The 26228-nt window shown below is 58.3% G+C and carries 27 protein-coding genes; 1 reads left to right on the top strand and 26 read right to left on the bottom strand.

What is annotated here, in order from left to right; translation table 11 throughout:
- Positions 1 to 7: 7 nt before the first annotated feature.
- The 26 genes from ACSYTG_RS13715 to ACSYTG_RS13590 all read right to left on the bottom strand — a co-directional run bounded on the left by ACSYTG_RS13715 (position 8) and on the right by ACSYTG_RS13590 (position 25366).
- On the bottom strand, positions 8 to 2263 hold the full coding sequence (locus tag ACSYTG_RS13715; RefSeq protein ID WP_489784068.1) for a type IV secretion system DNA-binding domain-containing protein: 2256 nt from the start codon (positions 2261 to 2263) through the stop codon (positions 8 to 10).
- A gap of 453 nt (positions 2264 to 2716) precedes the next feature.
- On the bottom strand, positions 2717 to 3115 hold the full coding sequence (locus tag ACSYTG_RS13710) for a hypothetical protein (protein ID WP_472231490.1): 399 nt from the start codon (positions 3113 to 3115) through the stop codon (positions 2717 to 2719).
- Entirely contained in the window at positions 3112 to 3360 is a 249-nt protein-coding gene (icmT, locus tag ACSYTG_RS13705; RefSeq protein WP_489784069.1) for an IcmT/TraK family protein, read from the bottom strand. Before icmT ends, ACSYTG_RS13710 begins: the two co-directional genes overlap by 4 nt.
- Positions 3360 to 4475, bottom strand: coding sequence for a type IV pilus twitching motility protein PilT (locus ACSYTG_RS13700; RefSeq protein WP_489784070.1), 1116 nt, complete (start codon positions 4473 to 4475; stop codon positions 3360 to 3362). Before ACSYTG_RS13700 ends, icmT begins: the two co-directional genes overlap by 1 nt.
- The gene (locus ACSYTG_RS13695; RefSeq protein ID WP_354859868.1) at positions 4472 to 4843 is read right to left on the bottom strand and encodes a hypothetical protein; all 372 of its coding nucleotides are present in this window, start codon (positions 4841 to 4843) and stop codon (positions 4472 to 4474) included. Before ACSYTG_RS13695 ends, ACSYTG_RS13700 begins: the two co-directional genes overlap by 4 nt.
- Positions 4840 to 5988 carry a secretion/conjugation apparatus DotM-related subunit gene (locus ACSYTG_RS13690; protein ID WP_489784071.1) on the bottom strand — a complete coding sequence of 383 codons (1149 nt, stop codon included), beginning with the start codon at positions 5986 to 5988 and terminating at the stop codon, positions 4840 to 4842. The genes ACSYTG_RS13695 and ACSYTG_RS13690 overlap by 4 nt, the downstream gene beginning before the upstream one ends.
- The gene (locus ACSYTG_RS13685; RefSeq protein ID WP_489784072.1) at positions 5985 to 6698 is read right to left on the bottom strand and encodes a type IV secretion system DotC family protein; all 714 of its coding nucleotides are present in this window, start codon (positions 6696 to 6698) and stop codon (positions 5985 to 5987) included. The genes ACSYTG_RS13690 and ACSYTG_RS13685 overlap by 4 nt, the downstream gene beginning before the upstream one ends.
- Positions 6699 to 6906: 208 nt before the next feature.
- Positions 6907 to 7305 carry a DotD/TraH family lipoprotein gene (locus ACSYTG_RS13680; RefSeq protein WP_489784073.1) on the bottom strand — a complete coding sequence of 133 codons (399 nt, stop codon included), beginning with the start codon at positions 7303 to 7305 and terminating at the stop codon, positions 6907 to 6909.
- A 152-nt stretch (positions 7306 to 7457) separates the two neighbouring features.
- The gene (locus ACSYTG_RS13675; RefSeq protein WP_472231486.1) at positions 7458 to 8159 is read right to left on the bottom strand and encodes a transglycosylase SLT domain-containing protein; all 702 of its coding nucleotides are present in this window, start codon (positions 8157 to 8159) and stop codon (positions 7458 to 7460) included.
- A 104-nt stretch (positions 8160 to 8263) separates the two neighbouring features.
- Positions 8264 to 9511, bottom strand: a complete 1248-nt coding sequence (gene pilV, locus ACSYTG_RS13670; protein ID WP_086647392.1) for a shufflon system plasmid conjugative transfer pilus tip adhesin PilV — start codon at positions 9509 to 9511, stop codon at positions 8264 to 8266.
- Complete coding sequence (gene pilM, locus ACSYTG_RS13665; RefSeq protein ID WP_415420814.1) at positions 9512 to 9979, bottom strand: type IV pilus biogenesis protein PilM; 468 nt, start codon at positions 9977 to 9979, stop codon at positions 9512 to 9514.
- A gap of 5 nt (positions 9980 to 9984) precedes the next feature.
- Positions 9985 to 10497 carry a type 4 pilus major pilin gene (locus ACSYTG_RS13660; RefSeq protein WP_489784074.1) on the bottom strand — a complete coding sequence of 171 codons (513 nt, stop codon included), beginning with the start codon at positions 10495 to 10497 and terminating at the stop codon, positions 9985 to 9987.
- 33 nt (positions 10498 to 10530) lie between these two features.
- Positions 10531 to 11487 carry a hypothetical protein gene (locus ACSYTG_RS13655; protein ID WP_489784075.1) on the bottom strand — a complete coding sequence of 319 codons (957 nt, stop codon included), beginning with the start codon at positions 11485 to 11487 and terminating at the stop codon, positions 10531 to 10533.
- Positions 11484 to 13205 carry a secretin GspD/PilQ domain-containing protein gene (locus ACSYTG_RS13650; RefSeq protein ID WP_489784076.1) on the bottom strand — a complete coding sequence of 574 codons (1722 nt, stop codon included), beginning with the start codon at positions 13203 to 13205 and terminating at the stop codon, positions 11484 to 11486. The genes ACSYTG_RS13655 and ACSYTG_RS13650 overlap by 4 nt, the downstream gene beginning before the upstream one ends.
- Complete coding sequence (locus tag ACSYTG_RS13645; protein WP_086647389.1) at positions 13202 to 14020, bottom strand: toxin co-regulated pilus biosynthesis Q family protein; 819 nt, start codon at positions 14018 to 14020, stop codon at positions 13202 to 13204. The genes ACSYTG_RS13650 and ACSYTG_RS13645 overlap by 4 nt, the downstream gene beginning before the upstream one ends.
- Positions 14017 to 14982 carry a TrbG/VirB9 family P-type conjugative transfer protein gene (locus tag ACSYTG_RS13640; protein WP_489784077.1) on the bottom strand — a complete coding sequence of 322 codons (966 nt, stop codon included), beginning with the start codon at positions 14980 to 14982 and terminating at the stop codon, positions 14017 to 14019. Before ACSYTG_RS13640 ends, ACSYTG_RS13645 begins: the two co-directional genes overlap by 4 nt.
- Before the next feature lie 41 nt (positions 14983 to 15023).
- The gene (locus tag ACSYTG_RS13635; protein WP_489784078.1) at positions 15024 to 18149 is read right to left on the bottom strand and encodes a type IV secretion protein DotO; all 3126 of its coding nucleotides are present in this window, start codon (positions 18147 to 18149) and stop codon (positions 15024 to 15026) included.
- On the bottom strand, positions 18146 to 18676 hold the full coding sequence (locus ACSYTG_RS13630; protein WP_472231477.1) for a hypothetical protein: 531 nt from the start codon (positions 18674 to 18676) through the stop codon (positions 18146 to 18148). The genes ACSYTG_RS13635 and ACSYTG_RS13630 overlap by 4 nt, the downstream gene beginning before the upstream one ends.
- Positions 18676 to 19065, bottom strand: a complete 390-nt coding sequence (locus tag ACSYTG_RS13625) for a hypothetical protein (protein ID WP_472231476.1) — start codon at positions 19063 to 19065, stop codon at positions 18676 to 18678. Before ACSYTG_RS13625 ends, ACSYTG_RS13630 begins: the two co-directional genes overlap by 1 nt.
- Positions 19066 to 19084: 19 nt before the next feature.
- Positions 19085 to 19645, bottom strand: coding sequence for a hypothetical protein (locus ACSYTG_RS13620; RefSeq protein WP_489784079.1), 561 nt, complete (start codon positions 19643 to 19645; stop codon positions 19085 to 19087).
- Positions 19646 to 19657: 12 nt separating this feature from the next.
- On the bottom strand, positions 19658 to 20164 hold the full coding sequence (locus ACSYTG_RS13615; protein ID WP_491706478.1) for a hypothetical protein: 507 nt from the start codon (positions 20162 to 20164) through the stop codon (positions 19658 to 19660).
- Positions 20165 to 20787: 623 nt separating this feature from the next.
- Positions 20788 to 22071: a DotG/IcmE/VirB10 family type IV secretion system protein gene (locus ACSYTG_RS13610; protein ID WP_489784081.1), complete on the bottom strand. Its 1284-nt coding sequence runs from the start codon at positions 22069 to 22071 to the stop codon at positions 20788 to 20790.
- Positions 22068 to 22988, bottom strand: a complete 921-nt coding sequence (locus ACSYTG_RS13605; protein ID WP_491706477.1) for a DotH/IcmK family type IV secretion protein — start codon at positions 22986 to 22988, stop codon at positions 22068 to 22070. Before ACSYTG_RS13605 ends, ACSYTG_RS13610 begins: the two co-directional genes overlap by 4 nt.
- A 23-nt stretch (positions 22989 to 23011) precedes the next feature.
- On the bottom strand, positions 23012 to 23650 hold the full coding sequence (locus ACSYTG_RS13600; protein ID WP_489784083.1) for a DotI/IcmL/TraM family protein: 639 nt from the start codon (positions 23648 to 23650) through the stop codon (positions 23012 to 23014).
- A gap of 1066 nt (positions 23651 to 24716) precedes the next feature.
- Entirely contained in the window at positions 24717 to 25040 is a 324-nt protein-coding gene (locus ACSYTG_RS13595) for a HepT-like ribonuclease domain-containing protein (RefSeq protein ID WP_472231469.1), read from the bottom strand.
- Positions 25041 to 25075: 35 nt separating this feature from the next.
- On the bottom strand, positions 25076 to 25366 hold the full coding sequence (locus tag ACSYTG_RS13590; protein WP_165926259.1) for a nucleotidyltransferase family protein: 291 nt from the start codon (positions 25364 to 25366) through the stop codon (positions 25076 to 25078).
- Between the two features lie 422 nt (positions 25367 to 25788).
- On the opposite strand from ACSYTG_RS13590, the gene ACSYTG_RS13585 reads away from it, so the two are divergent.
- A complete protein-coding gene (locus tag ACSYTG_RS13585; protein ID WP_491706476.1) occupies positions 25789 to 26208 on the top strand; it encodes a hypothetical protein in 420 nt (139 codons plus the stop codon).
- The last annotated feature ends 20 nt before the right edge of the window (positions 26209 to 26228 follow it).

The raw sequence follows: 26228 nt of genomic DNA, 5'->3' as shown, positions 1-26228 counted from the left end.
AGGCCGCCTAAACGGCGGCCTGATTGAGTGCTGAAGCAACACTTTTTCTGGCGTGTGCTTCTGTTGCACCCGCCCGTATCTCGAAAGCGACCATAGTTTCGAACAGCCTACGGTCGACCTTCGGGTTAACCAACCCATTAGCCCCTTTGGTCGGCCCTGTGTAAGGGGCCGGCATATCCCTGAATAATGCGCGGAACGGCACATAATCGCCTGCGGGAAGAGGCTCTGTGAACAGCAGGTTCATGTCCTGTGTGCAATCCTGGTGCTGCAGAACAACGGCCATCCGGTTGTAAATTTCTCCCAGAGGGCCGGGTAGTGCGGGAAGTTTCTCGGGATTAACCAGATCGGTTCCCTTGATGAGGGCTTCGACTACCGCCTGATCCTCGGGGTTGGGAAGCGCGGATCGGGATGGCAGAGTGTTACTGCCGCTACGGGAGACAGACAGGGGCGCATAGAGACGGTTTGCACCCTGTGGTTTAATCCCCGCATAGAACAGGCGCGTGTAGAGACGCTTGCCGCGGAACATGATGATGGCCTGTCCCTGCCTGAGTGCCTGAATGTCGTTCCACGAGATGCGTTTCACTTCCCGGATATCCGCACGGGCCTGTGTTGTGTAGTCCCCGATAATCTCGGTGTTCTCATATCCGGATAACACACCCACCTGCATGGTTCCGCCCGCCTGCTCGACCCATTCACGTGTGGGGCCAGCATCTTCGATCTGCTCGAAAATCTTCAGTTTGGGGTTGCCGAGCAGGGGAACAGACCGGTCCCGGCCGAGTGTCGCATAAAGCGATCCCACTTCCTGAAAGGACATCCAGATCGACACGTTCAGTTCGCGCCCCTGAGCCATCATCACGTCGATGCCGCGTGTCGCGAAGTAATTGCTTTCGTCATAGAGCATAAGATACGGCGTGCGTGCTGACGATGGCCGGTTTTCAACGAGGTCAACGTAATCACCTTCGATTGATGCGCCAAGGGCCGCTGCGAGGGCGTAGCGCTGGGCGGTGATGAAGGTCTTGCCGATCGCCGCGTTGGTATCGGGGTCGTTTTCCAGCGAAGGGAGGAGCACAACAAGATTGCGCCGGTTGAAAATGACATCGCTCAGTTCAACATCGGGCACGTCGCAGTTGAAGATGTGTCCGTAGGTTGTTTTCATCATCATGAAGGTCTTGGCAAAGCCCCCAATGACGAAGCCATGTTGCTGGCGGACTTTCTCCTGGCCATCCGCATCCCCGGCTTTTTGGGAATAGCCGCCGGTTTCCTGAACATAGGACCTGATGTCGTGCAGTAGTTCTTCCGGGAAATCGTCGGGTAGGGGAATACGTTCGACCTTTTGCGTCCGCGCACTGAAATATCTAAACCGCCGGCTTGCGTTTGTATTGTCCTGAGTGCGGGTTAGATCGATCAGTGCCTGAATGTCGGAGAAATTCGCGCGCATGGTTGAGGCTGTGATGGGAATGCCTTCGTGGTCACGCATCCACACAAAAACTTTTGACATCGCGCCGATCAGGGAACTGGCTCTGTTCGCGAAAAAATCTGAGTTACCACCTCCCTGACTTTTGTCCGGCAGGAAGAGCGTGCGGAGCAGCTCGGCCATGCCTTCGGCATTGACGCTCGAAAAGGGGTTCCATGTGTGGGATTTTCTATCGCCGCTCGCCACCTGAAAGTTAATGACCCGCATGTTTGCGGCCGCGCCCCAGTGTTCCTGCAAAGCCTGCAGCGAAAAGACGAGGTTATTGGACCCTTTCCCATCCACAATTGTGAAGCCGGTTCCCTGTGCCATGGCGGAAGCGAGCAGGCTGTAGATGAACTGGGTTTTTCCGGACCCTGTCGCGCCGGGCAGCACCCCGTGCATGGTCATGTCGCTACCCGAAACCCAGATCTGCTGCCTGCTGACTTCATCCCAGCCAAGTAGCCAGTCGCCTCTGGCCTTGTCAGGCTTGTCCACGCCTACTCGTTTAGGATCTGGCACCGGGTTGCCGGAATCCTTGCGCTTCGAACTGGCGGGCAGGCGCAGGGGCATGATGGTCGGGCGGGTCAGCACGAACGCCGTATAGGCGAGTGCGGGCGGGACCAGCAGGGTTGTCAGAGCCGGACAGGTGACAGCCAGCCCTGCAAATCCGATGAACGGTGCGGAGGATAGCCCTGTCCTGAGCCCACCGAGAATACGGCTACCCAGTGTTCGGGTATCACGATAGGCGATACCGTCTCTTTGCTCATGATGGTCCTGTGGGCCGTCGATCCGGCGTCCGAACTGTGCCATTTCAGTGCAGCCCGAACGCTTGGTTGAGTGGTGAGGGGGTGTGTTGTACGGGGGCCGCGCCGGGCAGTTGGGGGGGTAGTGTCTGCTGTCGCGGGAGAGGCCGGGATGGGAACTCTGGTGGGGTAGAGAGAACTGCATCGGGCTGTAGGGAGTGTGATACTGGAATAGGGGTCTCCCCCATACGTGAGTAAAGTCCAATACAGACCATAGCCAGAAATCCGAGCCCGATTATGGTGGGACGTTTCCAGCGCGTGGGGCTTCTGACGACAGTCTCACGCTCTGCGGTGGCAGGTGCGACAACCGGCAGGGCGCGCGGCGGCGCGCTATGAATGGTAGCGTCTGCGGCGGACAACACACGGAGATGGAGGGTGGTGTCGCCTGGAGTGATGGTCACGGGACTGTCGCCCGGAGAGAGAAAGATGTCCATTGAGATGCTCCTGTGATGGGCGATGATCATACGGCGGCTGGTTGTGACGGTGGTGCGCCACACAGGACGTCGGCGTGACGTTCAAGGGCTTCGACGGTCATGAGACCGTGCGGGTCGGCGACCTTTTGCAGGACCTGATCGGTGCACAGGACAAGCAGGGACAGGGGAGCATGATGGATTGCGTGCAGGCGTTGCCCGCACAGGGCGTGCCCGTCTGGTTCCACGGCCAACCCGAAACTGACCTGTCCTGCCTGTCTCTTCCAGGTTTCCTCGGCCATCCGCATGAGTACAGGCAGCAGGCAGTCGGGTGCCAGCAGGCGTCTGGGTGTCAGTGCTGTGGTGTCATTTGATGAGAGCGTGACGTGATAGCCGCGTGTTTCCAGCAGGCTGGCGAGGGCGTCGATCAGACGTTCAAGGGGAATCACGCGTAGTCCCTTTGCTTCCAGAGTGGTAGGCGTGGTCGATGTGGGCCAACCAGAAGCACCCGTGCCATGCGGCATGCTACGGGCAGGGTAAGGCCCATCCAGGCCAGAAACCCGAACAGGACGGTGATCACGACCGCGGCAATGAAAGTCCATATGCGCATGTGGGCCAGCCAGAACACCATGCCCAGCAGGCAGCGACAGTCGACAACGAAGAAGTAGACGGGCTTTGCGGAGTGACGCCACATCAGTGCAGTTCCTTCATGGCACGGGCCGCAACGTCATCACTGATGCGGCCCTGAGCGTGGACATCCTTGATGGACTGTTCGAAGGTCTGACCGTGTTGTTCCACGAAGCCGCGCACCATATTGGGCCAGCGTGCCTGAGGCGCATCGAGCAGGGTTTCACGGATCTTGCGGTTGAACGGCAGGAACGAGCGGATGGCTGTACGTTTGCCGTCCGTAGAGCGTAGTAGACGCTGGTTAACGATGAGTTTGAGGTTGTCGACCAGAGCGATGGCGAGGCTGTCGCGATCACTGGCTGGACACAGAGAGACGACACGTCGGACTGTCGCTGGCGGATCATTGGTATGCACGGATGTGGTGGTGCGGTGGCCCGAGATGATGGCCTGTATGGTCGCCTCCATGGTTTCGGCGTCACGACACTCGCCGATATTGATGTCGGTGGGTTCCTGACGCATGGCCGCACGGATGAAGTCCGGGAAGGTGGCCAACTGGCGGGGGATCTCTGTCTGCTGAATACTGGCGTTTTTCTGCTCGATCAGATCATAGAAAAGCTCCAGTGGGGCGGCACCTTCGACAATGTCACAGTGGCAGTCCGGATTTTCGAGACGCTGGCGGGTGACGCCCCCCATCAGGGTGGTCTTGCCACTGCCCGTGACGCCACAGATCAGATAGCCGCCCGTCTCTCCTTCCAGAGCTTCGGCCAGACGGGGTTCGACATACTGTTCTTCAAGCGGGGTGGGCTTTTCGGGGAGTGGGCGTAGAATGATCCCGATCCCGTCATTTGAGCCAATGGTCGAGGCGACGGCGTTTACACGGAAACCATAACGGCGTTTGCGCCGGTCAGGCCATATAATGTAGCTGGTGTCGATGGCCGCACCCTGGCTCAGCCGTGCTGCGCCGGTTGAGGATTTATACATTATGGCCAGTGCGTCTTCGACTTCCCGCCCGTTCCAGCGCATGCTTGGCACGGTATAATTGCGTCCATGCACGCGAACCTTGAGGGAGGTGTCTGTTTGCAGGTGAATACGCGATGCTCCCATTTCGACGCAGCTGGTCAGGATGGTATCGAGATTGGTGCTCGGGGGCAGGGACTTCAGGCGGTCAATGATGTCGTTCATGAGGGGTCTCCGTCTGATAGTGTGTGTGGGGGGCGGTCCGGGCCGAGGACAAGGTTTTCGATGCTCCGATGAACCTTGAAGAGATGCCGTGACGGCCGCTCACCGGGCAGGCTGCTGGAGCCTTGTCGCAGAGCGGCGACATAGGCGGTGATGGGCTGGCGCAGTGCCTCGGGGGCGTTGGACACGTCGTAGCCGTAATACAGAGCGAAGCGGTAAACCTGATCGAGTTGGCCGAGGGCTGTTGCCATTGCAACGTCGAGCTGGCTGTCGCGCAGCATGTAGGTTTTTATGACCCAGCTGCGCAGTGTCTGGGTCGTGCTGCGGGCGGCGAGATAGAGGGCGCCAAGTTGCATATCGGGAGTGGTCATGACGGCTTCCGGTCGGTTCTGAGCAGGGCATCAAGTGTCGCGCTGGTGTTGGGTTCGGGTAGCGGCTCACCCTGACGACATTCCGCGCGCCAGTGTTCCAGCGCTCCGGCCGCTTCCGTGCAGGCTGTCGTGATGATTGCGTGCATGGGGCGACCGGGCATGGGATATGGGAGGGCAGAGAGGATGAGCCAGAGATCTCGATCGACAAGCTGGATCATCGAGAAGAGACTGGGATTGAGGACACCGGCCTTCTGGCGGGCCGCCTGGAGAAGTGCCATCAGAACCGTGCGTGACCAGGCGTGACCCTGAGCGATCTGAATGCCGATCTGCCAATCCCCAGACGCCAACGCCTTTTCCAAAGTCGCGACGGTCTTGCGCGGAATGGTGAGGGGGGCGGCTATTTCTCCCTTTTTCCATCGGCCAGAGAGTGCGAGCGACAGGGTTTCAAGTAGTTTCTGGGCTTCTTCGACACGACGGGCGCAGACAAGCGTGAAGACCATGAACAGGCATTGTTCGACGGGGCTGAGGCTCTGTGGACCGGTCCATGGACGCCCGAGTTGTGCTGCCAGTGCGCTCTGGGCCGCGCACGCGTAAGCGTCGGTGCCCGGAGTGTCACCTGCGTAACGGGCCAGCCATTCCTGCGGCCGCAGGAACGGATCCATGGGGCGGAGCGGCTTTTCCGCAGTCGGGGGCTCACGGAGTTTTGCGCTGTAGCCAATCCATGCCCGTCCGATGGGATGGATCTGCGCGAGCGCGTGTTTCATGCCGTCCAGTCCGAACCGGTTACGGTAGATTGTGCCGGGCGCGCGAGTTGCGCAGAGGAGTGCTAAGACACCAAACAGGGCCAGAACCGGAAACAGTGTAAGAAAGCCGGTAATTCCCAGCAGCTGCCAGAGTGTTCCCGCACTGACTTTCGCAGGCTTGGCAAGCGCCATCTTGTCGAGCAGGGGGGCGTAACTGTCGGTGAACAGGGAGGCGATATGCAGGATCAGGCGCTGCTCGAACAGGACGGCCATGACGATCTGCGTGTGCGCCACTTGCCACAGAATGTAGGCCACAACACAGAGCATGAAGAGTGTGCCACCGATCAGGAACAGGATCTGTTCCACTCCGGTCTCACGCCCTGCTGCGTTCATGCGGTTCATGGCGCGTCCTCTCCGACATGCCAGTGGGCGCGGTTCGCATCGAGGCCGGGCTGGGAGCGGATACGGATTTCTGTGTCGCCCTCGCGCAGTACGTCCTTGCCGCCGGTGGTGTCGCGCTGGAAGAAGGCGACTTCGGGAGCTTCGACCTTGCCGGCCTTCAGGAGCACCCGGTAGCGGGCCATTCCGATCAGATCACGTTCAAGGCGCGCGAGGTCATCGAGGAAGATTTCGACTGCCTGGCGCTCTCCGGCCGCCCAACCCCGTGCGACGCCTTCGCGCCAGACGCCGACCTCGTGGCGGGTTCGGGGGCGGACTGCATCTGGTGGTGTTTCGGGCATTGAAATGGAGCGGACGAGCCATGTGCGCCATTGGGGAGGGGTTGATACAAGCTGGGCTTCGCGGGTGACGCGGAATATCCGTCGTGTCTCCCGCGCAGTCTGTCCGGATGGATCAAGGGCCATAGCCATTTGGGCCTCAGAGACGACAGGAGGACGCAAAAGGGTCTGCCCATTGCCTGCGGGCAGGACGAGGGGGCGGAAGTCGAAGGTCTGGTCGAGTGTCGTCTCATATCGGCCGAGCATATCGTTTAGCGCGAAAGAGCGGGCTGCCAGTCCACCTTGTGCGCCGTAGGCCCATGCGGCTTGTCGTACGGCGTCGTCATGATTCGTACCGGCGTCTGCGCGAGGAGAGTAGCCCGGCCGGACAGCCATGAGCGCTTCCATGGAGGGTGGGCGTGTCGTGTCACTGATGTGCGGTGTCTCGGCCGCGCCAGTCAGCGGTGTGTCGATCGGGCTTGCCGCTCCAGGCGATAGGGTGGGTGTGGAGGGCACTGGTAGGGCGACCGGTCCACTGGATGCTGCAAAAGAGGGTGTCGCCATGATCAGCGCGAGCAGGCTGCATCGCAGGTAAATGCCGGGCCTAGCCATGACGCAACACCCTGATTTCGTGGGTGGGGATGTTGATGTCCACGACATAGCTCGGGCCTGCGGCGAGGCTGAGTGCGTCAATAAGGAGTGCCTGTGTCGTATTGGTCTGACTGATGGCGACAACCGGGCCAGGACCGATGTCGTCCATGATGAGGCGATAACCGATCTGGCTGGCTATCTGGCGCAGGCCGTTGCGAAGGGTGCCTGTCCAGTGCCAGCTGACCGGCTTTTCCAGTTCGGCAGGCAACACGGAACCGGGGCGGCGCACGGGGTAACGGGTAACGGCCAGTACGTTGGCCTGCGCATCGAGGGTGGCCATCTGCTGGCCAAGTGTGGGTTGCGGTGGAGGAGGCCGATGACAGGCGGCTAACGCAAGGGGAAGGATGAGCATGACGCCTCTGAGGGATATGTTGTTCATCCCCTCATTGTGCGCTCACCCGTTGTGACGCTGTGCTGGTCTCCAGCCGTTGTCAGACCTTTGCCTGCCCGGGGGATAGTGGCGCGGGGTTTGTCGGGTTGTCGTATGCCGCGGCACCCTCTTTGCTAGCCGTGCGGTTGTTGATGAGAGATGCCGACAACGTGGCTCCAGACCTTGAGCTGGTAGGCCTGATTATGGTCGGGAGTGCGTGAGTTGTAGTTGCCTACGCGCTGCCAGAATTCCTTGGGGTGTCTGGGCGTCTCATTTCCCAGTTCCTTTGCCAGTATCCATGCACCGATGTGGATATTGAGACATCCATCGTTGATGATCTGATCGCGCGTAATGCCTCTGGCCGCGAGCTCGCGCAGGTGGGAAGAATTGATCTGGGCTGGCCCCATGTCATATGTCCCATTGGTGTTCTTCACGATCTGGCCAACATGCCCTCCTTCTGTTGCAAGCAGGCCTAAAAACAGGGGCACTGAAATCCGATACTGGCTTGCCGCGTTCACTGCGCATGTGCGCAGGTCTGCGGGGAGAGCTGATGGAATGGACAATGGCACAGAAGGGGAGGGCGGTTTTTGTACATCCACGGGTTTATTCTGGACGGCATAGGCCAGTATCCATGCGCCGGCCGCAATATTTATGCAGGCGTTGTTTTTGACTGCCTCCGGTGAAAACCCGGCTTTTTCCAGAATTGGCAGCCAGCCGGGCTGTATACCCATAGGACCGATCGCACCGTCATGACTTTTGCGGATGATCTGCAGAATGGATGCGGGCTGGACATGGTAGTATTCAGCAATCTGGTCAACGCAGGGTGGTATGATCATGACGGGTCTCGAAATGTAGGAAGCTTAGGGAGTTCAGGCACTACAGACGGAGTTTCGCATGCTGCAGTGCCTGCCTCAGGTTGAGGTGGACACGTTGTTCGCTGTTACTGGTAAACGTGATAGCAAACGCTGCTGACCCTGTTTTCTGGGCTTATCGACCAGCCCTGACCCGGCGGGACAACGAATGTCATGGTCTGATCGACACGTGAGTTGTCGCCGCTCCATTCGATATGCGCCACCGACTGGCCGTTCACATAGGCGTCTGCGGTAGCGCCCTTATGGCCGGCATAGACAACGGCCTCGACCAGAATGGGAAGGTCTGATGAGTTCAGCGTATAATAACTCCATCCATCACAGGACGCCTGAATGAGGGTAGCAAAGGATGCGCCGAGAACTCTCCAGCTTCCGTTCACACAGTTGAGGGTGTTTCCGTTCTGATCCCGGGCGAGATCTCCGGTCTGGGTTGTGAACGTGTCCTGGGCATTATTGGACTCAACGCTGTCCATAACGCCGGTGTTGATGGCAACCCCATCGCATGGTGCACCATTTTGCGCGATATAGTTGGGGCGGAACACCTGACCACGAATGTCTTTGGTGGCGTTAACCCTGCCGTCTTCGCTGATGTAGGCGTTGGCATTTTTATTATCATCGTCACTCCCAGCACTCAGGGAGCCATAGGCATGCACATCCCCGGCGCTGTTGATGTTGTTCCCTGTCATATTCAGGGGGGCATTCATGGCGTTGAGTTCCTCATGGCCGGATATGGCATCGCGGTAGAGATAGTTCGGGTTGTTGTCAGCATCATCAGCTGATGCCACCAGTCCGACCAGATGGCCTGCACCGGGATTGGGGAAGCCGGAAATTGTCTGGGACCATGTGCCACTAGCCCCGACGGCCATATTGGAATTCAGGCCATTGATCAGTCCGTTTGGCGGGACGTAGCCCCCTTGAGCACCCGCTTTGAGCGCAATGGCAACGGCATCCTTGGGAGACAGGGTAAGGCCGCCGTAAGAAATGATCCGGCCGTCCAGCACGCCACTATCAGATTGCGTGATGTAAGCTGTCCAGGTCTGATTGTAGGGGTTGGTGCTGGTGAACCCGGCCGGGAGGTCGCGTTCCTTGATCAATGTGGCCAGAGAAACAGCTGTGGAGCTGCCAACCGGAATGGTGTTGATCAGTTCGTTGCTGTGGGCGCGGATATATTTTTTGACGCCGGCAAGAAGAATATCAAACTGTCCTCCCGTTACAGCGATGACGGAACGGTTATTCGCATCCTGCGTCATGCTGTAATAGCGGACTGTGGGCCATAGCGATACCAGTATGGCTGCGAGTACGGCAATAAGGGAAGCCATCTAGAACCTCGGACCTGTGAATGTGACAACAGAGATGATGTCCCCTTCCGGGACAGAGACTGGCAGGTTCCCCATGTTGCCAAAAAATGGGGAAGACCAGCTTGTATCGTGTGCGATCCCGATGCTTCGGTCGCCATCGGCCAGCCGGATCGTGTCTGCAATGACGTCTGGTGGGAGAGGCATCCAGGTTACGATGGTCGTCCCATCTTTCCCTTTGGACACGTCATTCCCCACACCAGGCAGAAAGAGCGTTTCATTGGCCATGCCAATATCCGACAGGTTCAGGCTTCCCGAGAAGTCCGGGTGTCGGTCTACGTAAGATTGCACAGCACTTCGGTAAGCCAGCCATTGTTGGGCGGCGTTGCTGGGTTCTTCGTAGATGGTCTGCTGCAGGGCTAGAGTAGCTAGCCCTTTCGTGTCAGCAAACGCACCCAGGATGAGAGCAAACGCGAGGATGATATAGGCCATGGCCCTTAGCTGTCGTGTTCGAACGCGATTGTTGCCGTCGAGGACGATGTTCCAGCGTCGCAGGCCATGGCGATGCCTGCTGCTGCGGCATTGTTGGTCGGGTCGATCGTTGTGCCGTTGACGCTCACCATGTTGGCACTTTGTGACCGGGCAAAGGTTGCACAGTCATCGCTGGAAACCTCACTCCATGTGGCCATGAAGCCCATGCCGTTACTGGTCGGGCTTAGCGAAACATATGAGTTGGGCCATGGACCTTTGATGGTGCTGCCATCCCCTGTAAGCATTCCTTTGGGAACGAGCCCTGCTTTGATTGCAACCGAGTTATTGAGCCCACTGAAGTTTCTGGCAGTCAGGCCACCTTGGAAAAAGCCGTCAATATTGGTGACCAGTTCGCTTTCCCAGCTTGCTGCCGTCTGCGCGTTGGACTTGTGAAAAGCTTCATAAACACTCCCCATGACAAGAACGAGAGCCAGTGCTTGAAGGCCGTATTTGGAGAGAATGGCAACAATAAGGTCCATAGTAGGATTTCCTCTTGGAAAATAAACGAATGTTCAGAAGGAGACGGAGTGCGACAAATCCGCACCGAGATTGTCACAGGCAGCACCAAGGATGACGACGAGGCCGATCATGATAAGGAGGAAGACGTTCTCCGCCTTGTTTGCGAAGGCGATCGTGCGTTGCTCAGTCGCATTGGCCCAGACCGTTGCTGTCTCATGTAGGCGGATGTAGCCTTCCTTGCTCACCCAGTTGGCTTCCACATCGTCAATGATGCGTGGAGATGGGAATTCGAACCCAGTTGCCAGCAATGAGTCTGGAAACGTCAGGCCATTTATCGTGAGGTTGGTCAGGATGGCGTCAAGACGCTCCTTAAGCCATGGAGACGCTCCGACAGCCTGAATCCGCAATGCCTCTTTGTCTGGCACTTTAGCCAGAACGAGGGAGAGGAACGCCGTGATCCAGACATATCCCTGAACGTCCCGGTAGATAGACCATGGCGGGAAGCGTTCGAGGATAACGCGGAAATGTCCTGTTGCGCGCCGCAGGCTGAACCAGACGATCAGCCCTATGGACAACACCAGCCCAAGAGTTATCGCAGCATACCAACCTGACGCGAGGTCGGATGCGACCATAAGTATCTTCTGGCTGGAACTGGGATGTTTGGGTGCCATTGGCCCCGAGATCAGACCGGGGAGAATTTCGGTTCCCATTATCCGCAGGAACGGCATATGTGCGGATGCGGAATCATTGCGCACAGCAGGGGCCTGATAAGCGGCCCCGCCATTTTTTGTCCGTCGCTCGTTGTCAGCGATGGCGGCCAGTCCTTCTGAAATCTTCTTTTGAGTTTCAACGATGTTCAGACAGGCGTTGTTAGCATCGATCTGCTCCTGAGAGAGCCGGCCGTCAGCTCCTGGCTCCTGCAGGTGCTGTGCGCAATCGGGAGGTGCTGCCCGCGATACGGCGGGGAGGCTCACTGTGAGTGCGAGTGAGGCGATCAGGGCTTTTTTCATAGGGTATGGGCCTCAACAGTGACGACGACGTGGGTTTTATCGAGGGTTGCGTCTCCACCGCCGCCAAGGAACCAGTCCATGGCAGAACCGACGCCGTTGTGTTTGCGGGAGGTCGCGTCATCGACATAGCCGCTCAGAACCAACGTGCTGTTGTTTTGCAATGCGACGGTATCATCCAAAGATGTGCTGGATGTTTTGGGAGCCTGGATGGAGGAGCCACCGCTTGAGATGGTGGTGATGGTCTGGAGTGTCTGCAGCAGGAAGTTCAGGTGCAGCAGTATCCGGCTATCAACGATTTTGGGTGTTACTGACCCCATGAACCCGGACATCACGACACCGGGGGACAGGGAGTTGGAACTGCCGGAGTTGGTGGCGAGCACGGACGAGCTGTTGGCCAGATAGGTCGTATTGATGCCGTTCTGGAACGGCGCTGTCTGATTGTTCGTCGTGACAACAGAGCGGTCGTATTGCTCGGTAACATGTCCCAGCTGCTGCAGCGCCTGCACGACCACTTTCGATCCTGAGAAAAGCCCCCCTGTCCCTTTCCCTGTATCCAGAATGGATGCGCCGAACGAAAATGGCGTATCCGAGGTCTGGAGCTGGGGCATGGTGGCAGGCGTGGATGTGATGCCGAGCAGGCCTCCATGGGAGGAGAAAGACAGTGTCGGGCTGAACCCGTAGTTGCTCTCGCGGGTAATCTTGACAGTATAGACATGCACTTCGACAGCGACCTGCTTGAGCATGTCGTCACGCAGTCCCTGAACCCAGTCTTCCACGCGCGCAATCTGGTCTGGTGTCCCAGTGACCGAAACAGTTCCCAGTCCTTCATCTGCGATGACATGAGCATCGCCAGCAATGACCGCTGCGGTTTTCTGGATCGTCTGCCAGCGGTTTGTTTTACTGTGTGCGACGATGGAAGCCATGCCGGACGACTGACCTGAGGATCCGCCGCTACCGTTCATGCCACCACCGGACATTCCCCCGGACATCATGGCGCTGCCGCCACCCATTCCCATGCCCATACCGGACGAGCCGCTACCACCCCCAGTGTAGGCAACGATTGAGGAGTCAGACGTCGAGTCCCCGGAAAATGCAGGGATTGACCACGTCTTTGTCAGCGTGCGGTAAAATTCAACCTGCCCGTTGGTCCAGCGTTGCCACACACCAAAGCGAGTGGCGAGTGTCTGGAAAACACCTTCACGGGTGCCCTGATACTGGAGCCAGTTCCCAACACCTGACCAGTTTTCATTGCTGGATGGTTTGCTTTCAAAGCGCGGGGCCGAGCGGTTTTGCCCGGCATCACTGTCAGACCGGGAAGTTCCTCCCGACGCGGCCGGTGGTGGTGGCAGATCTGCTGCACTGTAACTGGAGCCGCCGCCGGAAGAAGCAAAGTCCATTTCGGCATCGGGCATGACACTGACGGGAATATGCGTCACGCGCCCGGCGATGATGGCGGCGTCACGCAATGACACTGGTCGTGAAAGGGTAATCCCTGCGGGGTGCAGGAGAATTTCCGGGATTTTCTCGGACTCATGGACGTTTTCTCCAAGCAGCCATGGTTTGTCCGACACCGTTACGACGGGGTTTTGGGGAATTTTATAGTTTTTGTCCGCTGTTTCGGCATCCCGTTCGACCTTCTGTACGGCCTTGAAATCTGCACATCCGCTCAGCAGCGTCACGCATGATGCGGTGGTCAGGAGTGTAGGAAGAAGTTTCATTCGCCGCGCCCCCCGGGGCTGGTGACGACCAGAGTGTGATTGGGCGTATGGAAGTCGGCGTGAATGCTTTTGCCTTCGTCCGATATGGTGTGGATGATGTCTGTCATGACCTTCTGATAGTCCCCGCTGTATGTGGTCATTGCTGGCACCATCCAGTTCAGATCGTGGGGCCAGAACACTTTCCAGCCTGCGCGGTCACCCCATGCGACCATCTGCTCGCGGATGGGCTGACCCTCGACGAGTGTCCATTCTTCGGCCGGTGGTTTGACGATGGCGGGAACGGCCGCCCGTGTGGGCTGTGGCGCAACTGGTGTTGTCTTGAGGGGTATCTGACGGGCTTGCTCGATATTGGGGATTTTCAGAACGAGGCTCTGCCCGTTGTGAATTGTGCAACTGCCAGCCCGTTGCAGGGCGCCGTCTTCTGTATGTCCGTACAGGCAGGTTGCCTGCGCATCATCGGTGTCCAGTTCGAGCAGGAGGTTCTGGCCGACGGGGCTGACTGCATAACGGACACTATGCGCACCGGGATACGCCATACCGTCAGGAGAGAGGGCAAAGCCCCGTTCTCGCAAGGTGTCCATCAGCAGCACGGCCGTATGGTTGGGATCAGGCCCTTCATATGGGGCAAGCTGAATGATGCTGTTGGGTGCATCCATGCTGTTGGCGAGGATGTCCGCGATAAAGACAGTCAGTGCCGAGGCATCCCTGAAGGTCGCACCCGAGACATGCGAGGTCGTCGATGGTGCGTTCTGAGCACATCCTGTGAGCCCGACGAGCAGAATACCCGTTGCGGCGTGGCGGGTGAGGCGGGTCACTCCGTTCCTCCATGTGTTATGTGGATTTGAGGAGAACCCGCTTCGTTACCAACCAGCAGTGCGTCATCGACGGCACGGGGGATAACGTAAGAGTCTCCAATGATGGTATAATCCTGAGTGGTCTTGCCACCAGGCGACACGACAACGAGCCGGGGGGCGGCATTGATTCCGCCGGGTGGAAATTGAATGAAGGTTTTCCCACCTTCACGGTAGACACGCATGGGCTTCCACGGAGCGTCGCCCGTCATCTGGTAAGCAAAGTCTGGCGTGCCTGTAATCCCGGAGCGCTGTGCAATATCGGGCTGGCTCAGAGGTTCGCCGGGGGCATGTGTGAACGCGATGGTTCTCATGCTGTCTCCGCGGGTGTCCAGAACCACCTTGTAAGTATGCTGGCTGCCATTGAGGGTCAGGGTCGTCCGTGAAGCCCTTGCGCCGGGATCGATTGCGACGGCCCAACCCTGATGGATACCTTTGCCCCCGCGAACCAGATCGGCATGCCAGTTGGACGCATCTTCTACCGTGAGGTCAGAGCTCAGGGCGGTTTCGCTACGATCCAGTCGCAGGATGCAGATATCTGGATAGTGACAGTTTATTGTGGGCGTGCCGTCCCCAAAGGCGAACCAGGTCACACCTCCCTTGCCGACGATTGGCGTCGCATTGCGCGGTGACGCACTGGTTGGTGGTATGGGCGTCGTGGCAGGCTTTGGCGGCGGCACATGGCTGGCCATGACGCTGCCGCTCTGCACTGCGAGACCGGGCCGGATGTGTAGGGCCGGGTCGTCGCTCAGCCGCTGACGCATATTGGCGATGAAGCCGTGGACGCGGTCGATGCTCTGCTGCAAGGCAAGCTCAGCCGATGGCATCCCGGGGGTATCGACGCGCACCGGAGCGGTGTCCGCGTCATGGTCGTGCGCGCATCCACTCAGGATACATAGCGCTGCGAGGAGGTGTGCCTTCTTCATATCCTCAGTATCGCGCAGACCGTTGTGACGCTGTGCATCCCTCAGGCGGCGGCTCTGAGTGTCGCACCCAGACCGACCGCGTCACAGATTTCGCCCGCCAGGCCGGTGATGACGCCACCGAGTGCGGCCTGTGCGTCAAGGGAGTTTGTTTCGGCCATCTGTTCGTTTTTGCGACGCTCGATTTCATCGGCGGCACTGCCTTTGGGGAACACGTGCGACAGGCGGCGGCGGGCTTCAACTGACCCGAGCGCGTGATAGACGCGCTTGCGCAAAGCGACATCCTCGGGTCGTGTCGAGAGTGCCCAGAGTTCGATTGGTCCGAGTGTGTTGAGGAGGAACATTTCATACCAGTCCTCTCCGACCTTGATCTGGAGTAGCAGGGGTGCGCCGCTACCATCGGGGCGTGGCCCCTGCAGGGCGGTGTGGACAATCTGTCGTCCCGCGGCACTCAGGCCGAGTATCCTCGCGGTGTCATCTGCTTCCGTCGGGTTTGCTGTCCCCAGAATGAAGCGGCCAGTCGAATGGGTGGTGAGAAAGCTGCCAAAATCGGTGATTTTCTGGCTGGTCAGTCCCAGACGCACACCCAGCTTGGCGGCCCTTCGTGCCGCTTCTTCGAAAAGCTTCAGCACGAAGGGCGCAGCGGCCGCGCGCTGGAATTCGTCGCATTCAAGGCGTTTGTAGCTTTCGCGGAATTCGCGGAAGCGCTCACGATGGATCTCCCGGACGTGAGCAGGCACTTTTTCGGCTTCATCGGGGTCGAGGAAAAAGTTCCGTCCGATGATCTGAAAACCGAGGAGATACATCAGCTCCGACTGGCGGGCATTCTCGCCAAGGCCTTCGGGGGCGACACGGCCGATGTCGATGGCGACGACGCGGGCATCGCCCAGATCGAGACGGGTGGGCTGGTTGAGCGTCGGGTATTTGCCAATGAAGGTCTTTACGTAACGCTGGAAGATTGCAAGTCCGGTTTCCCCGCCAGATGTGGGTGTGTTGGAGCCGTAGTTGTCTTTCACCTGAGGCTGGTAAGTTGCAGCGATCAGGTCCTGCACAATGGGTACGGCATGCTGTGTGGCAATCCGTGCCATACGGATGTCGCCGCGCGCTGCAAACCCGTCTGCGACATCCCACCACGTGGTGTAGTCGTCGATCGTCAAACCCTGTCGTGTCACTTCTGTATCAACGAATGGGTTGTCGCCCGTTCGGTATTTTTTGATGTGTGTCGAGTAAGTTTCGTCCGAACACATCTGATAGGCCGTGCTGACGGTCGCATCGATGATCTGGTTCATCCCCTCGAAGGGCTCACCTGTGAGCGGCATGCACACGGTTGAGAGGAAATTGGTCAGAAAGGCGCGGTGATGTTCCAGGGGCTGGCGGCAGCAGGCTTCGGTGTCGAAGATATTGTAGGCATGGTCGGGGCGGAAATCGAACGGGATAAAAAGCGCCTGATGGGCATCCTCGGCTCGCAGCCCGTTACGGATCATGTCGATAAAGCCACTTGCCGCGTCGCCGATGTCCAACTTGCCGATCAACGGAAGTCGCGGTCCGGCATCGGTCAGCGAGGCAGTGCTCAGAACCGTGGCCAGTAGCAGGGAGTTGGCAAGCATGGACTTACCGCGCCGTGACGGAGCGACAAAGAGGTCGAGTGTCGCGACACGTCCGCTGCCGGTCGGGTCGAAGGGGACGATTGTGCCGTCATTGGCGCGCAGCAGAGCCGCGCCGTCCGGCCAGGGGGCTGCCATCCTGAAACAGGGCATGGTCATCAGGGTTTCATCCAGCGGAGCGGCGGTTGCTGGAGCTGTAGAGGCCAGTGCGATCCCGGGGATTGACGACAGGGCACCTGCTAGCGGATCGCCGCACAGGCGACTGGCCGACGCCCCTCCCCAGCCACCAATAGCCTGTTCGAGGGTCGAGGCTCGTCTGGCCAGCTGGATACGCTCGCCGGTGGTTGCGCAGGTGGCAAAGGACGTCCTGGCGGAAATGACGGCCTCGCCTGCCTCGCGCCGGCGCTCCAGATCCATGAACGCTTCATAGACCAGGCGGTTGGGCCCGAAGCGTAAGAGGGTTGCGACCTCCTTTTTCCACCCCATGAAGCGTGGGCCTGTTCCCTGGATGGTCGTGTTCATCCGCCATGGCATGCGGTGAGCGGCTAACCGGGATGACAGTTCAACAAAGGGTGTGGGGGTCTCGGACATTACCTCCAGATCAACAGGGCGCCAGTCACGGGTTCCCAGCGTCACCGTAGAGAAGTCCGGTTTATAGGCGTCATCCATGAAAATCTGTTCCCGCAAGGGCGCCCAGAGGGCATCTGCGGCGTTGGCGGGAGGTTCTTCGTCGGGGATGATGGAGGGAGGGCGTCTGCTGGGTGTGGAGGGGGTCCAGCGTGAGCCGTGGACCTCGGGATATATTTCCTCACGGATAGCCCGTAGTGCATCCACTGGTGTGAGTTCATCCATCAGGATACCCTGATGTTCGAAGGTGTGGCGGACATGGGTCACGAAGGCCGTATGGATTGTCGCGAGTTCCACTGACCCCATAAGCGGGTTTTGTCCATCGCCCAGATCGGGGAGTAATTTTGATGCCTCCGCGCGCGCGGCCTTGGTTGCCGCAATTTCCTGTTTGGACAGGCATCCCTGACGGCTCCATAGGGCCAGCCATGTTCGCTCATGGCGCATTTTGGGAATGAGAACGCGCTCGCGTTCGGTCAGAATGTCTTCAAACTGGGCATTCAGGGCCGCAGCAATTCTGCGTCGATCAGCGAGGTTGCGGTTGACGAAGGCGGACGCGTCCGGCTCGGCCATATAGAAAAACTGCATGGCATGAGCAGGACCGTCCATCTGTCCACCGATGGCCTGTCGCAAGGTCTCGGCCTTTTCCTTTATCTCTGCGCGGCTTGCCATCTGTCGCAGCCCCTTGACCCGCAACAGCGTGACGTAGTCGCCACTGAAGGTGATGAGGCCATGGTCATCGCATGTCGCGAGATCGCAGAACGACGACAGATCCCGCTTGGACATTTGCGACAGATAGCCGATCCCCCGCAGCAGCAGATCCAGCGGCCGGAAACCTCTTTTGAGTGGAACAGGACTGTCCCGCTCGGTAGTGCGGATGGGTGTCTCTGAGGATGCTGGTGCTGGTGCCTGGGTGATCTTCTTCTGCCACAGACGTTTCATGGGGTAGGGCTCCGGTTGACCAGCAGCGTGCTGAGGGCTTCGCTATTCTGTTCGCGCCATGCGGCGACAGGTAGGATGCGCAGACCTGAAAGCCCGTTCTGGCGTTTGAGCATGTGATGGGGGGAGAGGGTGGACACGGCGAGACGCAGATGCGACGGATGATAGGTGCCGATCTTCTCGACGGCGGTTTCACGACGTCCGGACAGATCATCAAGTATCGTCAGCGCACGGTCTCGTCCGGGGTGTCCGGGGCTCCAGACCAGCAGGGCCGTCCATGCGGCACGTATCAGCCGCGACAGGCTGCCCTGATCGAGTTGAGGGAGCCATATGAGTGCTGCGTGTTGGTCGATCTGCTGGTCGTCCGCGGCATAGGCAGGCGCACAGACAAGGCAGAGTGGGGTCTCGTTGACGGTGAGGGTTGCGCCTGCCAGACCGCAGCAAACGCATGCGGTCTGGCCATCTGTAGGAAGCGAGAGGGTCGTCAAGCTCCCTTTGGGCGCGCGGAAATGGATGACCAGATCGTCCATTACTCGTCGAATTTGATTGTCTGCTGTTCGCCCGTGATCGTCGCTTTGAGGCCAAAGATCGTCGAACTCGCCGTCCCTGCGTAGCGTGGCAGGGCCAGAAGACAGGTGCCGACAACAAGGGCCATCAGGATCTTGCCATAGCCGACGTCGTTGCTACCCATACGGTTGTGTTTCCGATAGGCGAAGATTAGAGAGCCGATCAGAAGGCCACCGCCAACGATATAGCAGAACGAATTTATCAGATAGCCCCACCCGTTGTTCACGCGGTTGCTTGCGCTGCGCGCCAGTTCCTCAAAGTCCTGTGCGTGGCAGACATCTGTCAGGGCGGGCATAACAAGTGCGGCCAGACAAAGAGCGATGACAACGCGGTTGTTGATTCGGATGTTCATGACGGGAACCCTTGGAAAATTAAGAGGACAGTAAGTGCAGTTTCTTTGCGAGTGCTGGCCCTACGGTGTCGGCGTTCATCAGAAGAAACCCGCCAATGACCATGCAGAGATTGGTGGTCGTCGACGTATTGCTTCGGCCCTTCATGGAGCTGAGCTGGCGCATGATCGCGACGTAGACCCAGAAGGCACCGTAACTCATGAAGTAGTATCGGAAGATGTGCAGTATCGCGGTCAGTGTTGCGGTCGGCCCCTGAGAGACCGCTGCTTTGAGGCTGTCAGACGAAAACGTCACCTGCCCGGCCGAATTGACGCCGCCTACGCTAGCCCTTGCCGACAGGCCCAGCGTTGCGTTGCCCATGTTGAGGAATTCGGGAAAGGAGAGCAATGTCGCCCCTGCTGTGATCAGAGCAACGCATACGGGAAGGCTGCTTGCCGCTCCGGTTGCACCCTTGCCTCGGCTGTAGAGACCCAACAGGCTGCCCAGCAGGCAGGCCGAGCCGCTAATATAGAGTACTGTTGGCAGCGCGATCCCAAAGGCATTGCCAATTGAGCCTGCGAAATCCACAAGGTCCTGCAACATGGTTTGTACGCCTTAACGGATGGTGCCATGTTCGGTGTGGACCACCCAGCCGCTACCGGACTGCGTGATCGCTGTGACAGCACCCCATCCATCCAGCATGGAGCCGGGCTGTACGCGCACGGGCTGACCAAGCGGGCTTTCGAGAATGGCGATGTCTGGAGCGCCAGCCTGAACGGTGTAGTGTGGACGTGGAGCCGGGTGTTCGGCGGGCTGCGCATCAGAAGACGCATGATGCATGGCGGCTGTTTCTGTGGCCTTGTGGCTGTTATTCCGTGCCGGTGCTGCTGGCGCAGTGCTGCTGGCAGTTACATTGGCAGCCGTTGGGGGAGGTGATGCGACATGGACGCTCTGAGTGGCCTCCAGCGTGTCCTCACGGTGGCGCAGTTCGTCAAGGCGGCCGCCGACGGTGCCCAGTCCGGAGACGAGCTGATCGTGCAGCGCCTGCTGGCTATTGTTGAATTTCTGTTCGAGCATGTCCAGCCGGTTTGTCATCTCGGTGAGCTTGTGGCTCATTTCCATGAAAAGCTGATCTTCGGCGGTCGTTGTGGGGGTAGGTGCTGTCTGATCTATCTGGCTGCCGGATACCGTCTTTTCAGAAGTTGCCTGCGCGGGTGCATCCAGAGACGGCGATGGCTGTGTGAGCGGGGTTGACGCCGGGACGGGCGGCTTGTCGGTGTTTGTCGGCGCCGCCGTCTGTGCGCTCGCTGCTGGCGCTGTCGCCTGCTTTGCGGGTGACGCTGGAGGCATACCGAGATCGGGCGGGGTGATGCCCGAGCTGTTCACAGGTGCTTCACTTGCAACAGCCACGTGGGCGGCCGACCGAGTATGTGGCGCAGGGCCGTGGGATGATGTGACATAGACGGCTGATGCGCCTATGCCCGCTGCTGCGACAATGACGAGGCCAGCCCGCAGGGTTTTTGATTGAGAAATCCGTCTACCGGGTTCTGGGGCGGGTGTGGTTGTCGGTGTCGCCTGTGTCGTGGCGGGCGGCGGTGTGCTGGCGGGTGGTTCAGCTGCGGATGTGCCAGGCTTGCGTAGCATCGTGACAGATGCTGTTTCGTGTTCGGTGGTCATGGCGAGGCCTCTCATGGTGGCTCCTTGAGGTTGTCTTTTCAGTATCGTCCATTCCGTTGTGACGCCGTTCAGGGGCGGTAGACGGGCTCATCGAATATGACGCCGACACTGTCATTCTGTTTGAGGATGACGGTGGCCTGTTGAGGGGTCTGTTTCTGGATGAGTTGGCCTACTTGCTGCCCCATCGTGCCGGCGGCAGCACCCATCTGCTCGCCTAGATTAAGATGCGTGAAGGACGACATCCCCGATCCATTGCTGTAATTTGTCGTGTTGGAGTTCGACATGGCACTACCCAGCCCTTCGACGAACGCGGCTGCAGCGGGGAGGATGATCCGTGTTGCCAGATGCTCCCTGACTTCGGAGGCGACACCAACTTCTGCGGTTTGGGGCGATACCGCATAGCCAGAGACCGAAATGGGATCAGCATCACCGATCATGAGTCTGTTGAACTTGATGACCAGTCGCTCGCTTTTCATCTCGAATGTTCCGCTGATGCGTGCGTTTCGGAATGGTCCGCTATCGATCTGCATCAGCACGGCATTCCCCAGGTCGCTATTGACGGTGAGGATGGAGTGTCCATAAACGCCCCGCCCGGCAGGGAGCAGGAGTGTACCTTTCCCTGACCGGGTGGCCTGCGATGCGAGTTCCGCATCCGTGCGGGTAGTGGTAGCCGTCGCAACTGAGGGCTGTGTGAATGTTGCGGGTTCGGTGGCATCTGCCTGAAACCCGCTGTCACCTGATCCGCCATGACTGCCTTTTGCACCAGGTATTTCGAGGCCGACCCGAGGTCCGCCAGACCATGCGGCGATCAGTTCCATTTCTGCGCGTTCAGACATCTGCTCTGGCGGTGCCGGTTTTTCAGCGGGAGCCGTGTTGAAATGACCGCTTGAGGGAGGTGGTGTTGATGGCGTGAAGGACGGAGTTGGCGGCGCGGGTGACGGTGTGGTGAAAGTCGCAGGGGGAGCAGGCGGCGGCGAAGGTGCTGGCTTCTGGGTGGTGTCCGGGGTATCGCCTATTTCTGCGGCGACTTCCTGTGGATCAGGCAAATCCTGTCCCGAAAGGGCACTGGTGTAGGACTTTCCCGCCTTGCGGGCAGCCTGGGCCGCCTGTTCGTCACGCTTGCGTGCGAGGTCATCTATGGTTTTTGAATGATTGGAGCCACCTGCGGGGCTCTTCATGTCCGGGTGCGTAATCTGAGCGGATTCAGGGACATGGGCTGTTGTGCCAAAGAATAAATATCCCCCAACCACAACAATAATAACAACGCCTCCCACCCATGGAAGTAGCCGACGGGTACCGTCGAACGAGGACTTGAGGTGTTGTGTGCCGCTCGTCTGCGGTTCGTCGCTCACGGCCCATCCTCCTGCACGGAGACCGGAACCAGGCGTTGTCCGGTTGAGACAAGAAGCCGCGAAGAATAGGGTGCTGCATAGGCCGTCACGTCAAACGCGCTGAGATGCGCGGTGGCAGCCGGTGAAGATAGCTCGAAGGTTGTGCGGATATACATGATGTTTTTCAGCTTCCAGGCGCGCAAACGGTCAGCGCTCACGCCAGAAACGAGCAATGGCACCGCCTCTACGGGGGGAATGCCATCAAGCAGATTGTTCAGGACCGGATCAGAGGTGTCTGGCACTGCACCCAGCGTTGAAGCCTGATCTTTGGCGTTTGGCCCTCTTCGGGTGATCCTGACGGTAAGATCTGCGTCATAGGTGCCCGTGCCAGCGACAATCATGAAACTTATGGGTTTTGGGGCATCCTTGAGCGTCACCAGTATGCCGCCGCGCGGATAGCGCGATACCGGGGTGATCTGCAGAACATTGGAGTCAGGCTGTGGAACACAGGCATTGATGCCAACTGCGCGCACGGTGGATTTATCGCCGTTACCTTTCTCGTCGCAGCTTGCAGCTTTGTTGGTGGCGAGATCCCATGCAATTGGCCAGGGCTGACCAGTCGCATCCAGAAAGGTAATCGCTGCTGGATAGCCTTGTGCGAGGCGCACTATGGGAATTTGCGCGCCCGGCTCGAAAGATATGTTCAGAGATCGCGAGGTGGGACTTGCGAGCATATGCGGATCGTCCTCCGCATCCAGAGACTTCTGGCCTGTGTCGTAGCGGTCATACAGGTTCTGGCGCGCTGCTGGAGGTGGCGGCAATGACCCGGCATAGATTGGATCAAGATGATCCTTCTCCCGATCATCGGGACCGCCGTTCTGGCGAGACTGCGCGAACGCTGTGGAGGATGCGCAGACCATCATGCCCAGAATGAGCACGAGAAAAATCCTGTTTATACGCATCAGGTTGTTGCCTTGGGTGCGTTGAGCTGCGTGATGATCAGGCCATCGGGATGAAGCGGATCATTTGTCCTTTGAATCGTAACCCTTACCGCAAGCACATCAGTTTTTTCACCGGCCGCGTTAGTCCATTTCAGATACATGGGGAATGCGACGTGCCATTCGAACACGCCATGCCGGTTTAGACCTGAACTTTCGACGCTGGCAGCCGTTTTCAGGGCGGCTGTGAGGAGCACCTGTTTCGTGCGAATGAATTCAATATTGCCCGGCCCCTGAAAGGCGGCGGCCCAGCTGTTCCATGCATCACTGGTAAAGTATCCGGCGCAACTGTCGAGATGTTTGCCGTAGTCGAGATAATTGAACGTGTAGAGGTTGGTAATCTTGTCCGCAGTCCAGTTCATGACCTGAGAGTCCGTAAAATACGGTTGGTCGGTCACGATCAGTTCGCGGGGCTTGCCAAATGGGTCATGATAGATGTGCTGAGGCTTTGGCCTGTGGGTGACCTCGTAAAAGAGGGCTGTTGACACTGTGAAGCTTTCACAAAGTGCCGCCAGAAGGACAAGAGACAGATAACGGATGACCTGCCGTGCGAATGCTGGGTCATTGAGCCGTCTGGTTACGGCGTCATAGGTATTACGCATGGCTCAGGCGAGGCGGTCTGTATCAAGCGCGTGTGATACATACTCGCCGATACCCTCGAGAGTGCCACGTCGCCGTGCCAGAAACAGTTTTCCGAGGAAACTGTAATGGATTTTCCGCACGTCACGGGGGCGTACGAAAAATGGCCGTCCTGTAATTTTGCAGATTTTTCGGATTATCTGGCTGGCGATTGTATCGTTAACGGGAACATCCTGAGGGCTACCCTGTGGGATGTTATGTTCCAAGGTGAGGCCTGCACGTTCAGGAAGCCCGGCACGCCGTGCGGCTTCTGAAACTGCTGTGCGTTTGATACCCAGCATCCGGGCAATACAGGTGACGGAAAACAGGCGTTTCCAGAGATCGGCGAGAAGATCAATCGCCGTGCCATCCCATATCAGTCGTCCGGAAGATGTACGACGAATGGCAGAAAAGTAATCAGAAAATGCGTGGGCAAGTGTTGAAGTTATCCCCAGATTGTGCGGGGGGGGGGGGGGGGCGTCAATGCAAAGGCGGCTTTAGCCGCCCGACCGCGTAGCGGTCGCCGTAGCCCAAGGCGCTGAGCCTTGCGGCGTACGGCACCAAGTGTACGCCCGATCAATTTTGAAATGAAAGGGGCTTCCGTTTTCGTAGGGTAGGTCCGCGCGAGATAGAGTTCTTCATCACGGGACCAGCCGGAGCGCGTTGTTGGGGGGCCACGAAAGCCTGTCCCCAGTGCGACTTGCTGTGTAGTGGGAAAGAACCACGCCAGTTGGGTGGTTTGGGTCGTTCTCCGGGACAGGCTCTGCACTGTGTGGGCTCCAGCAATGTCGGAATTGAATATCTCCCTTCGTTATCATAACGGAATCGTATTCCGCATCCTTTTTTATCTGTTTTGAACAGGCGGAAAAACGAAACGGGGTTTTACAATCTGTAGATATATTACCGTTTTCTGCCTCGGTTCACATTTCGTCTAGTCTGGCTTGTACTTGGCGCATAGCTGGTGCGGCCATCCGTGTCCAAAAATTACACGTATCATCACTCTTATTTTTTGCCGCCAGTGGAGTGGTTAATAGAATATATCTTCCAGAATTAAGGTCTCTGAATTTCTTTCAGTAATAAATCCAGTTGCTGTCCTAAGGCGGGAAGAGCTTCTCTTACCGTGTCCCATACCATGCCATAATCAACGGCAAAGTAACCGTGCGCGATACGATTGCGCATGCCGCGCATCGCGCCCCATGGAATGTCTGGGTAGGTATCCTTGATCTCCGGCCATGCATTGATAATTTTCGACGCCGCTTCACCTATAATGATCAGACTCATCACAACAGCCTGTTGGGTTCGCCGATCCTGAAGAAATTCCTCACGCGACATGGTACCTATGAAGCTGGCCGCATCAGCCTGTGCATCGCGCATATGAATCAAATAGTCCTGAAAACGGAAGGCGCCTCTCATACGGGGCGGGCTTCAGCCAGAACTTTGTCACGAAATCCCACGGGCAATTCGGTAGGTGTCAATAAATCAACACGCACTCCAAGGAGTTCTTCGAGATCGTTCTGTAGGCCGCCTAGTGCCAACAACGTTGCACCATTTGGTGCATCGACAAGAATATCCAGATCACTCTGATCATTGTCATGGTGTTTCAGAGCAGAGCCGAACACCCGAGGGTTTGTAAGATTCCAGTGTGCCGTTAGCTTCACAATGGCGTCACGATGCAGTGCAAGCACTTCTGATGGGCGCATGATCCGGTCTCCTCTTGTTCAGTATATCATAAGAATGACGGCATGTTGTAGCCCTTCCTGAGCACACGTCCGCCGTCACAACGGCCGAGCGCATACTGACTTTGTGAAACCTCACAAGGACAGACCATGACCGTTCCTCAATCCATATCCCAAAAGGCTTCCCCTACGCCTGAGTGGCTTACACGTGACTATGCCCAGCGTATTCTCGATGCCATTGCCTTCCCGGGTGACGAGCCTCTCATTGCTATTTCGTCTGCTGCGCAGACACAGCAGAAGGAGACGACATCATGAGATGGGGGCCTGTATCGCGACTGGTCCTTGGTGCTTCGGGGTGGCTGGTTATCTCGGCTGGCGTTGCCTCGGCCACATCTGAAGGCTGCCAGGCGCTGGTTCAGGCGGCGGCGACAGGTGCTGCGGCCCAGATGAAAGCTGATGATTCCCTGATCAAGATGCCGGAGTCAGTGACCAAATTCACCTGCCTCGACAGCTTCTTTAACGGTGTCGGTCTGGACATGCTGACCAATGGTCTCAGCGCACAATCCATAGCCCGCAGTGCAATGGGGAAAATCTGCAGTCAGCTCACTTCGGCATGGGACAGCTTGCAAGGTGCCGTCGAATGCGGGCTGACCCTCACCGGGCCGGATACAAACTTCGACCTTGGTCTTGGTTCGGGAACCGTCTGTCCAACGGTGAGCTTCGGCGGTGGTGGCGACACGCTGATCAGCAGTGGAACCAATGGAACGGGCACGAACCATTGGGATGTGAATGGCACCCTGCAGTTGCCTGACGGCTATAAGCTGGGCGATGCGGCCAAGGCTTTTGGCCTTTCGGGGGGTGACTGACCATGTCACGACCGTCTCCC

Source organism: Acetobacter sp. ESL1128 (assembly GCF_058505085.1).
This window is presented reverse-complemented; position numbering and strand designations above follow the sequence as displayed.

Bases quoted from the DNA above. Each gene is read 5' to 3' on its own strand.
- ACSYTG_RS13715 (WP_489784068.1), bottom strand. From the start codon at position 2,263: ATGGCACAGTTCGGACGCCGGATCGACGGCCCACAGGACCATCATGAG.
- icmT (WP_489784069.1), bottom strand. From the start codon at position 3,360: ATGTGGCGTCACTCCGCAAAGCCCGTCTACTTCTTCGTTGTCGACTGT.
- ACSYTG_RS13700 (WP_489784070.1), bottom strand. From the start codon at position 4,475: ATGAACGACATCATTGACCGCCTGAAGTCCCTGCCCCCGAGCACCAAT.
- ACSYTG_RS13695 (WP_354859868.1), bottom strand. From the start codon at position 4,843: ATGACCACTCCCGATATGCAACTTGGCGCCCTCTATCTCGCCGCCCGC.
- ACSYTG_RS13690 (WP_489784071.1), bottom strand. From the start codon at position 5,988: ATGAACCGCATGAACGCAGCAGGGCGTGAGACCGGAGTGGAACAGATC.
- ACSYTG_RS13685 (WP_489784072.1), bottom strand. From the start codon at position 6,698: ATGGCTGTCCGGCCGGGCTACTCTCCTCGCGCAGACGCCGGTACGAAT.
- ACSYTG_RS13680 (WP_489784073.1), bottom strand. From the start codon at position 7,305: ATGCTCATCCTTCCCCTTGCGTTAGCCGCCTGTCATCGGCCTCCTCCA.
- ACSYTG_RS13675 (WP_472231486.1), bottom strand. From the start codon at position 8,159: ATGATCATACCACCCTGCGTTGACCAGATTGCTGAATACTACCATGTC.
- pilV (WP_086647392.1), bottom strand. From the start codon at position 9,511: ATGGCTTCCCTTATTGCCGTACTCGCAGCCATACTGGTATCGCTATGG.
- pilM (WP_415420814.1), bottom strand. From the start codon at position 9,979: ATGGCCTATATCATCCTCGCGTTTGCTCTCATCCTGGGTGCGTTTGCT.
- ACSYTG_RS13660 (WP_489784074.1), bottom strand. From the start codon at position 10,497: ATGGACCTTATTGTTGCCATTCTCTCCAAATACGGCCTTCAAGCACTG.
- ACSYTG_RS13655 (WP_489784075.1), bottom strand. From the start codon at position 11,487: ATGAAAAAAGCCCTGATCGCCTCACTCGCACTCACAGTGAGCCTCCCC.
- ACSYTG_RS13650 (WP_489784076.1), bottom strand. From the start codon at position 13,205: ATGAAACTTCTTCCTACACTCCTGACCACCGCATCATGCGTGACGCTG.
- ACSYTG_RS13640 (WP_489784077.1), bottom strand. From the start codon at position 14,982: ATGAAGAAGGCACACCTCCTCGCAGCGCTATGTATCCTGAGTGGATGC.
- ACSYTG_RS13635 (WP_489784078.1), bottom strand. From the start codon at position 18,149: ATGAAACGTCTGTGGCAGAAGAAGATCACCCAGGCACCAGCACCAGCA.
- ACSYTG_RS13630 (WP_472231477.1), bottom strand. From the start codon at position 18,676: ATGGACGATCTGGTCATCCATTTCCGCGCGCCCAAAGGGAGCTTGACG.
- ACSYTG_RS13625 (WP_472231476.1), bottom strand. From the start codon at position 19,065: ATGAACATCCGAATCAACAACCGCGTTGTCATCGCTCTTTGTCTGGCC.
- ACSYTG_RS13620 (WP_489784079.1), bottom strand. From the start codon at position 19,645: ATGTTGCAGGACCTTGTGGATTTCGCAGGCTCAATTGGCAATGCCTTT.
- ACSYTG_RS13615 (WP_491706478.1), bottom strand. From the start codon at position 20,164: ATGGAAATGAGCCACAAGCTCACCGAGATGACAAACCGGCTGGACATG.
- ACSYTG_RS13600 (WP_489784083.1), bottom strand. From the start codon at position 23,650: ATGCGTAATACCTATGACGCCGTAACCAGACGGCTCAATGACCCAGCA.
- ACSYTG_RS13595 (WP_472231469.1), bottom strand. From the start codon at position 25,040: ATGCGCGATGCACAGGCTGATGCGGCCAGCTTCATAGGTACCATGTCG.
- ACSYTG_RS13590 (WP_165926259.1), bottom strand. From the start codon at position 25,366: ATGCGCCCATCAGAAGTGCTTGCACTGCATCGTGACGCCATTGTGAAG.
- ACSYTG_RS13585 (WP_491706476.1), top strand. From the start codon at position 25,789: ATGAAAGCTGATGATTCCCTGATCAAGATGCCGGAGTCAGTGACCAAA.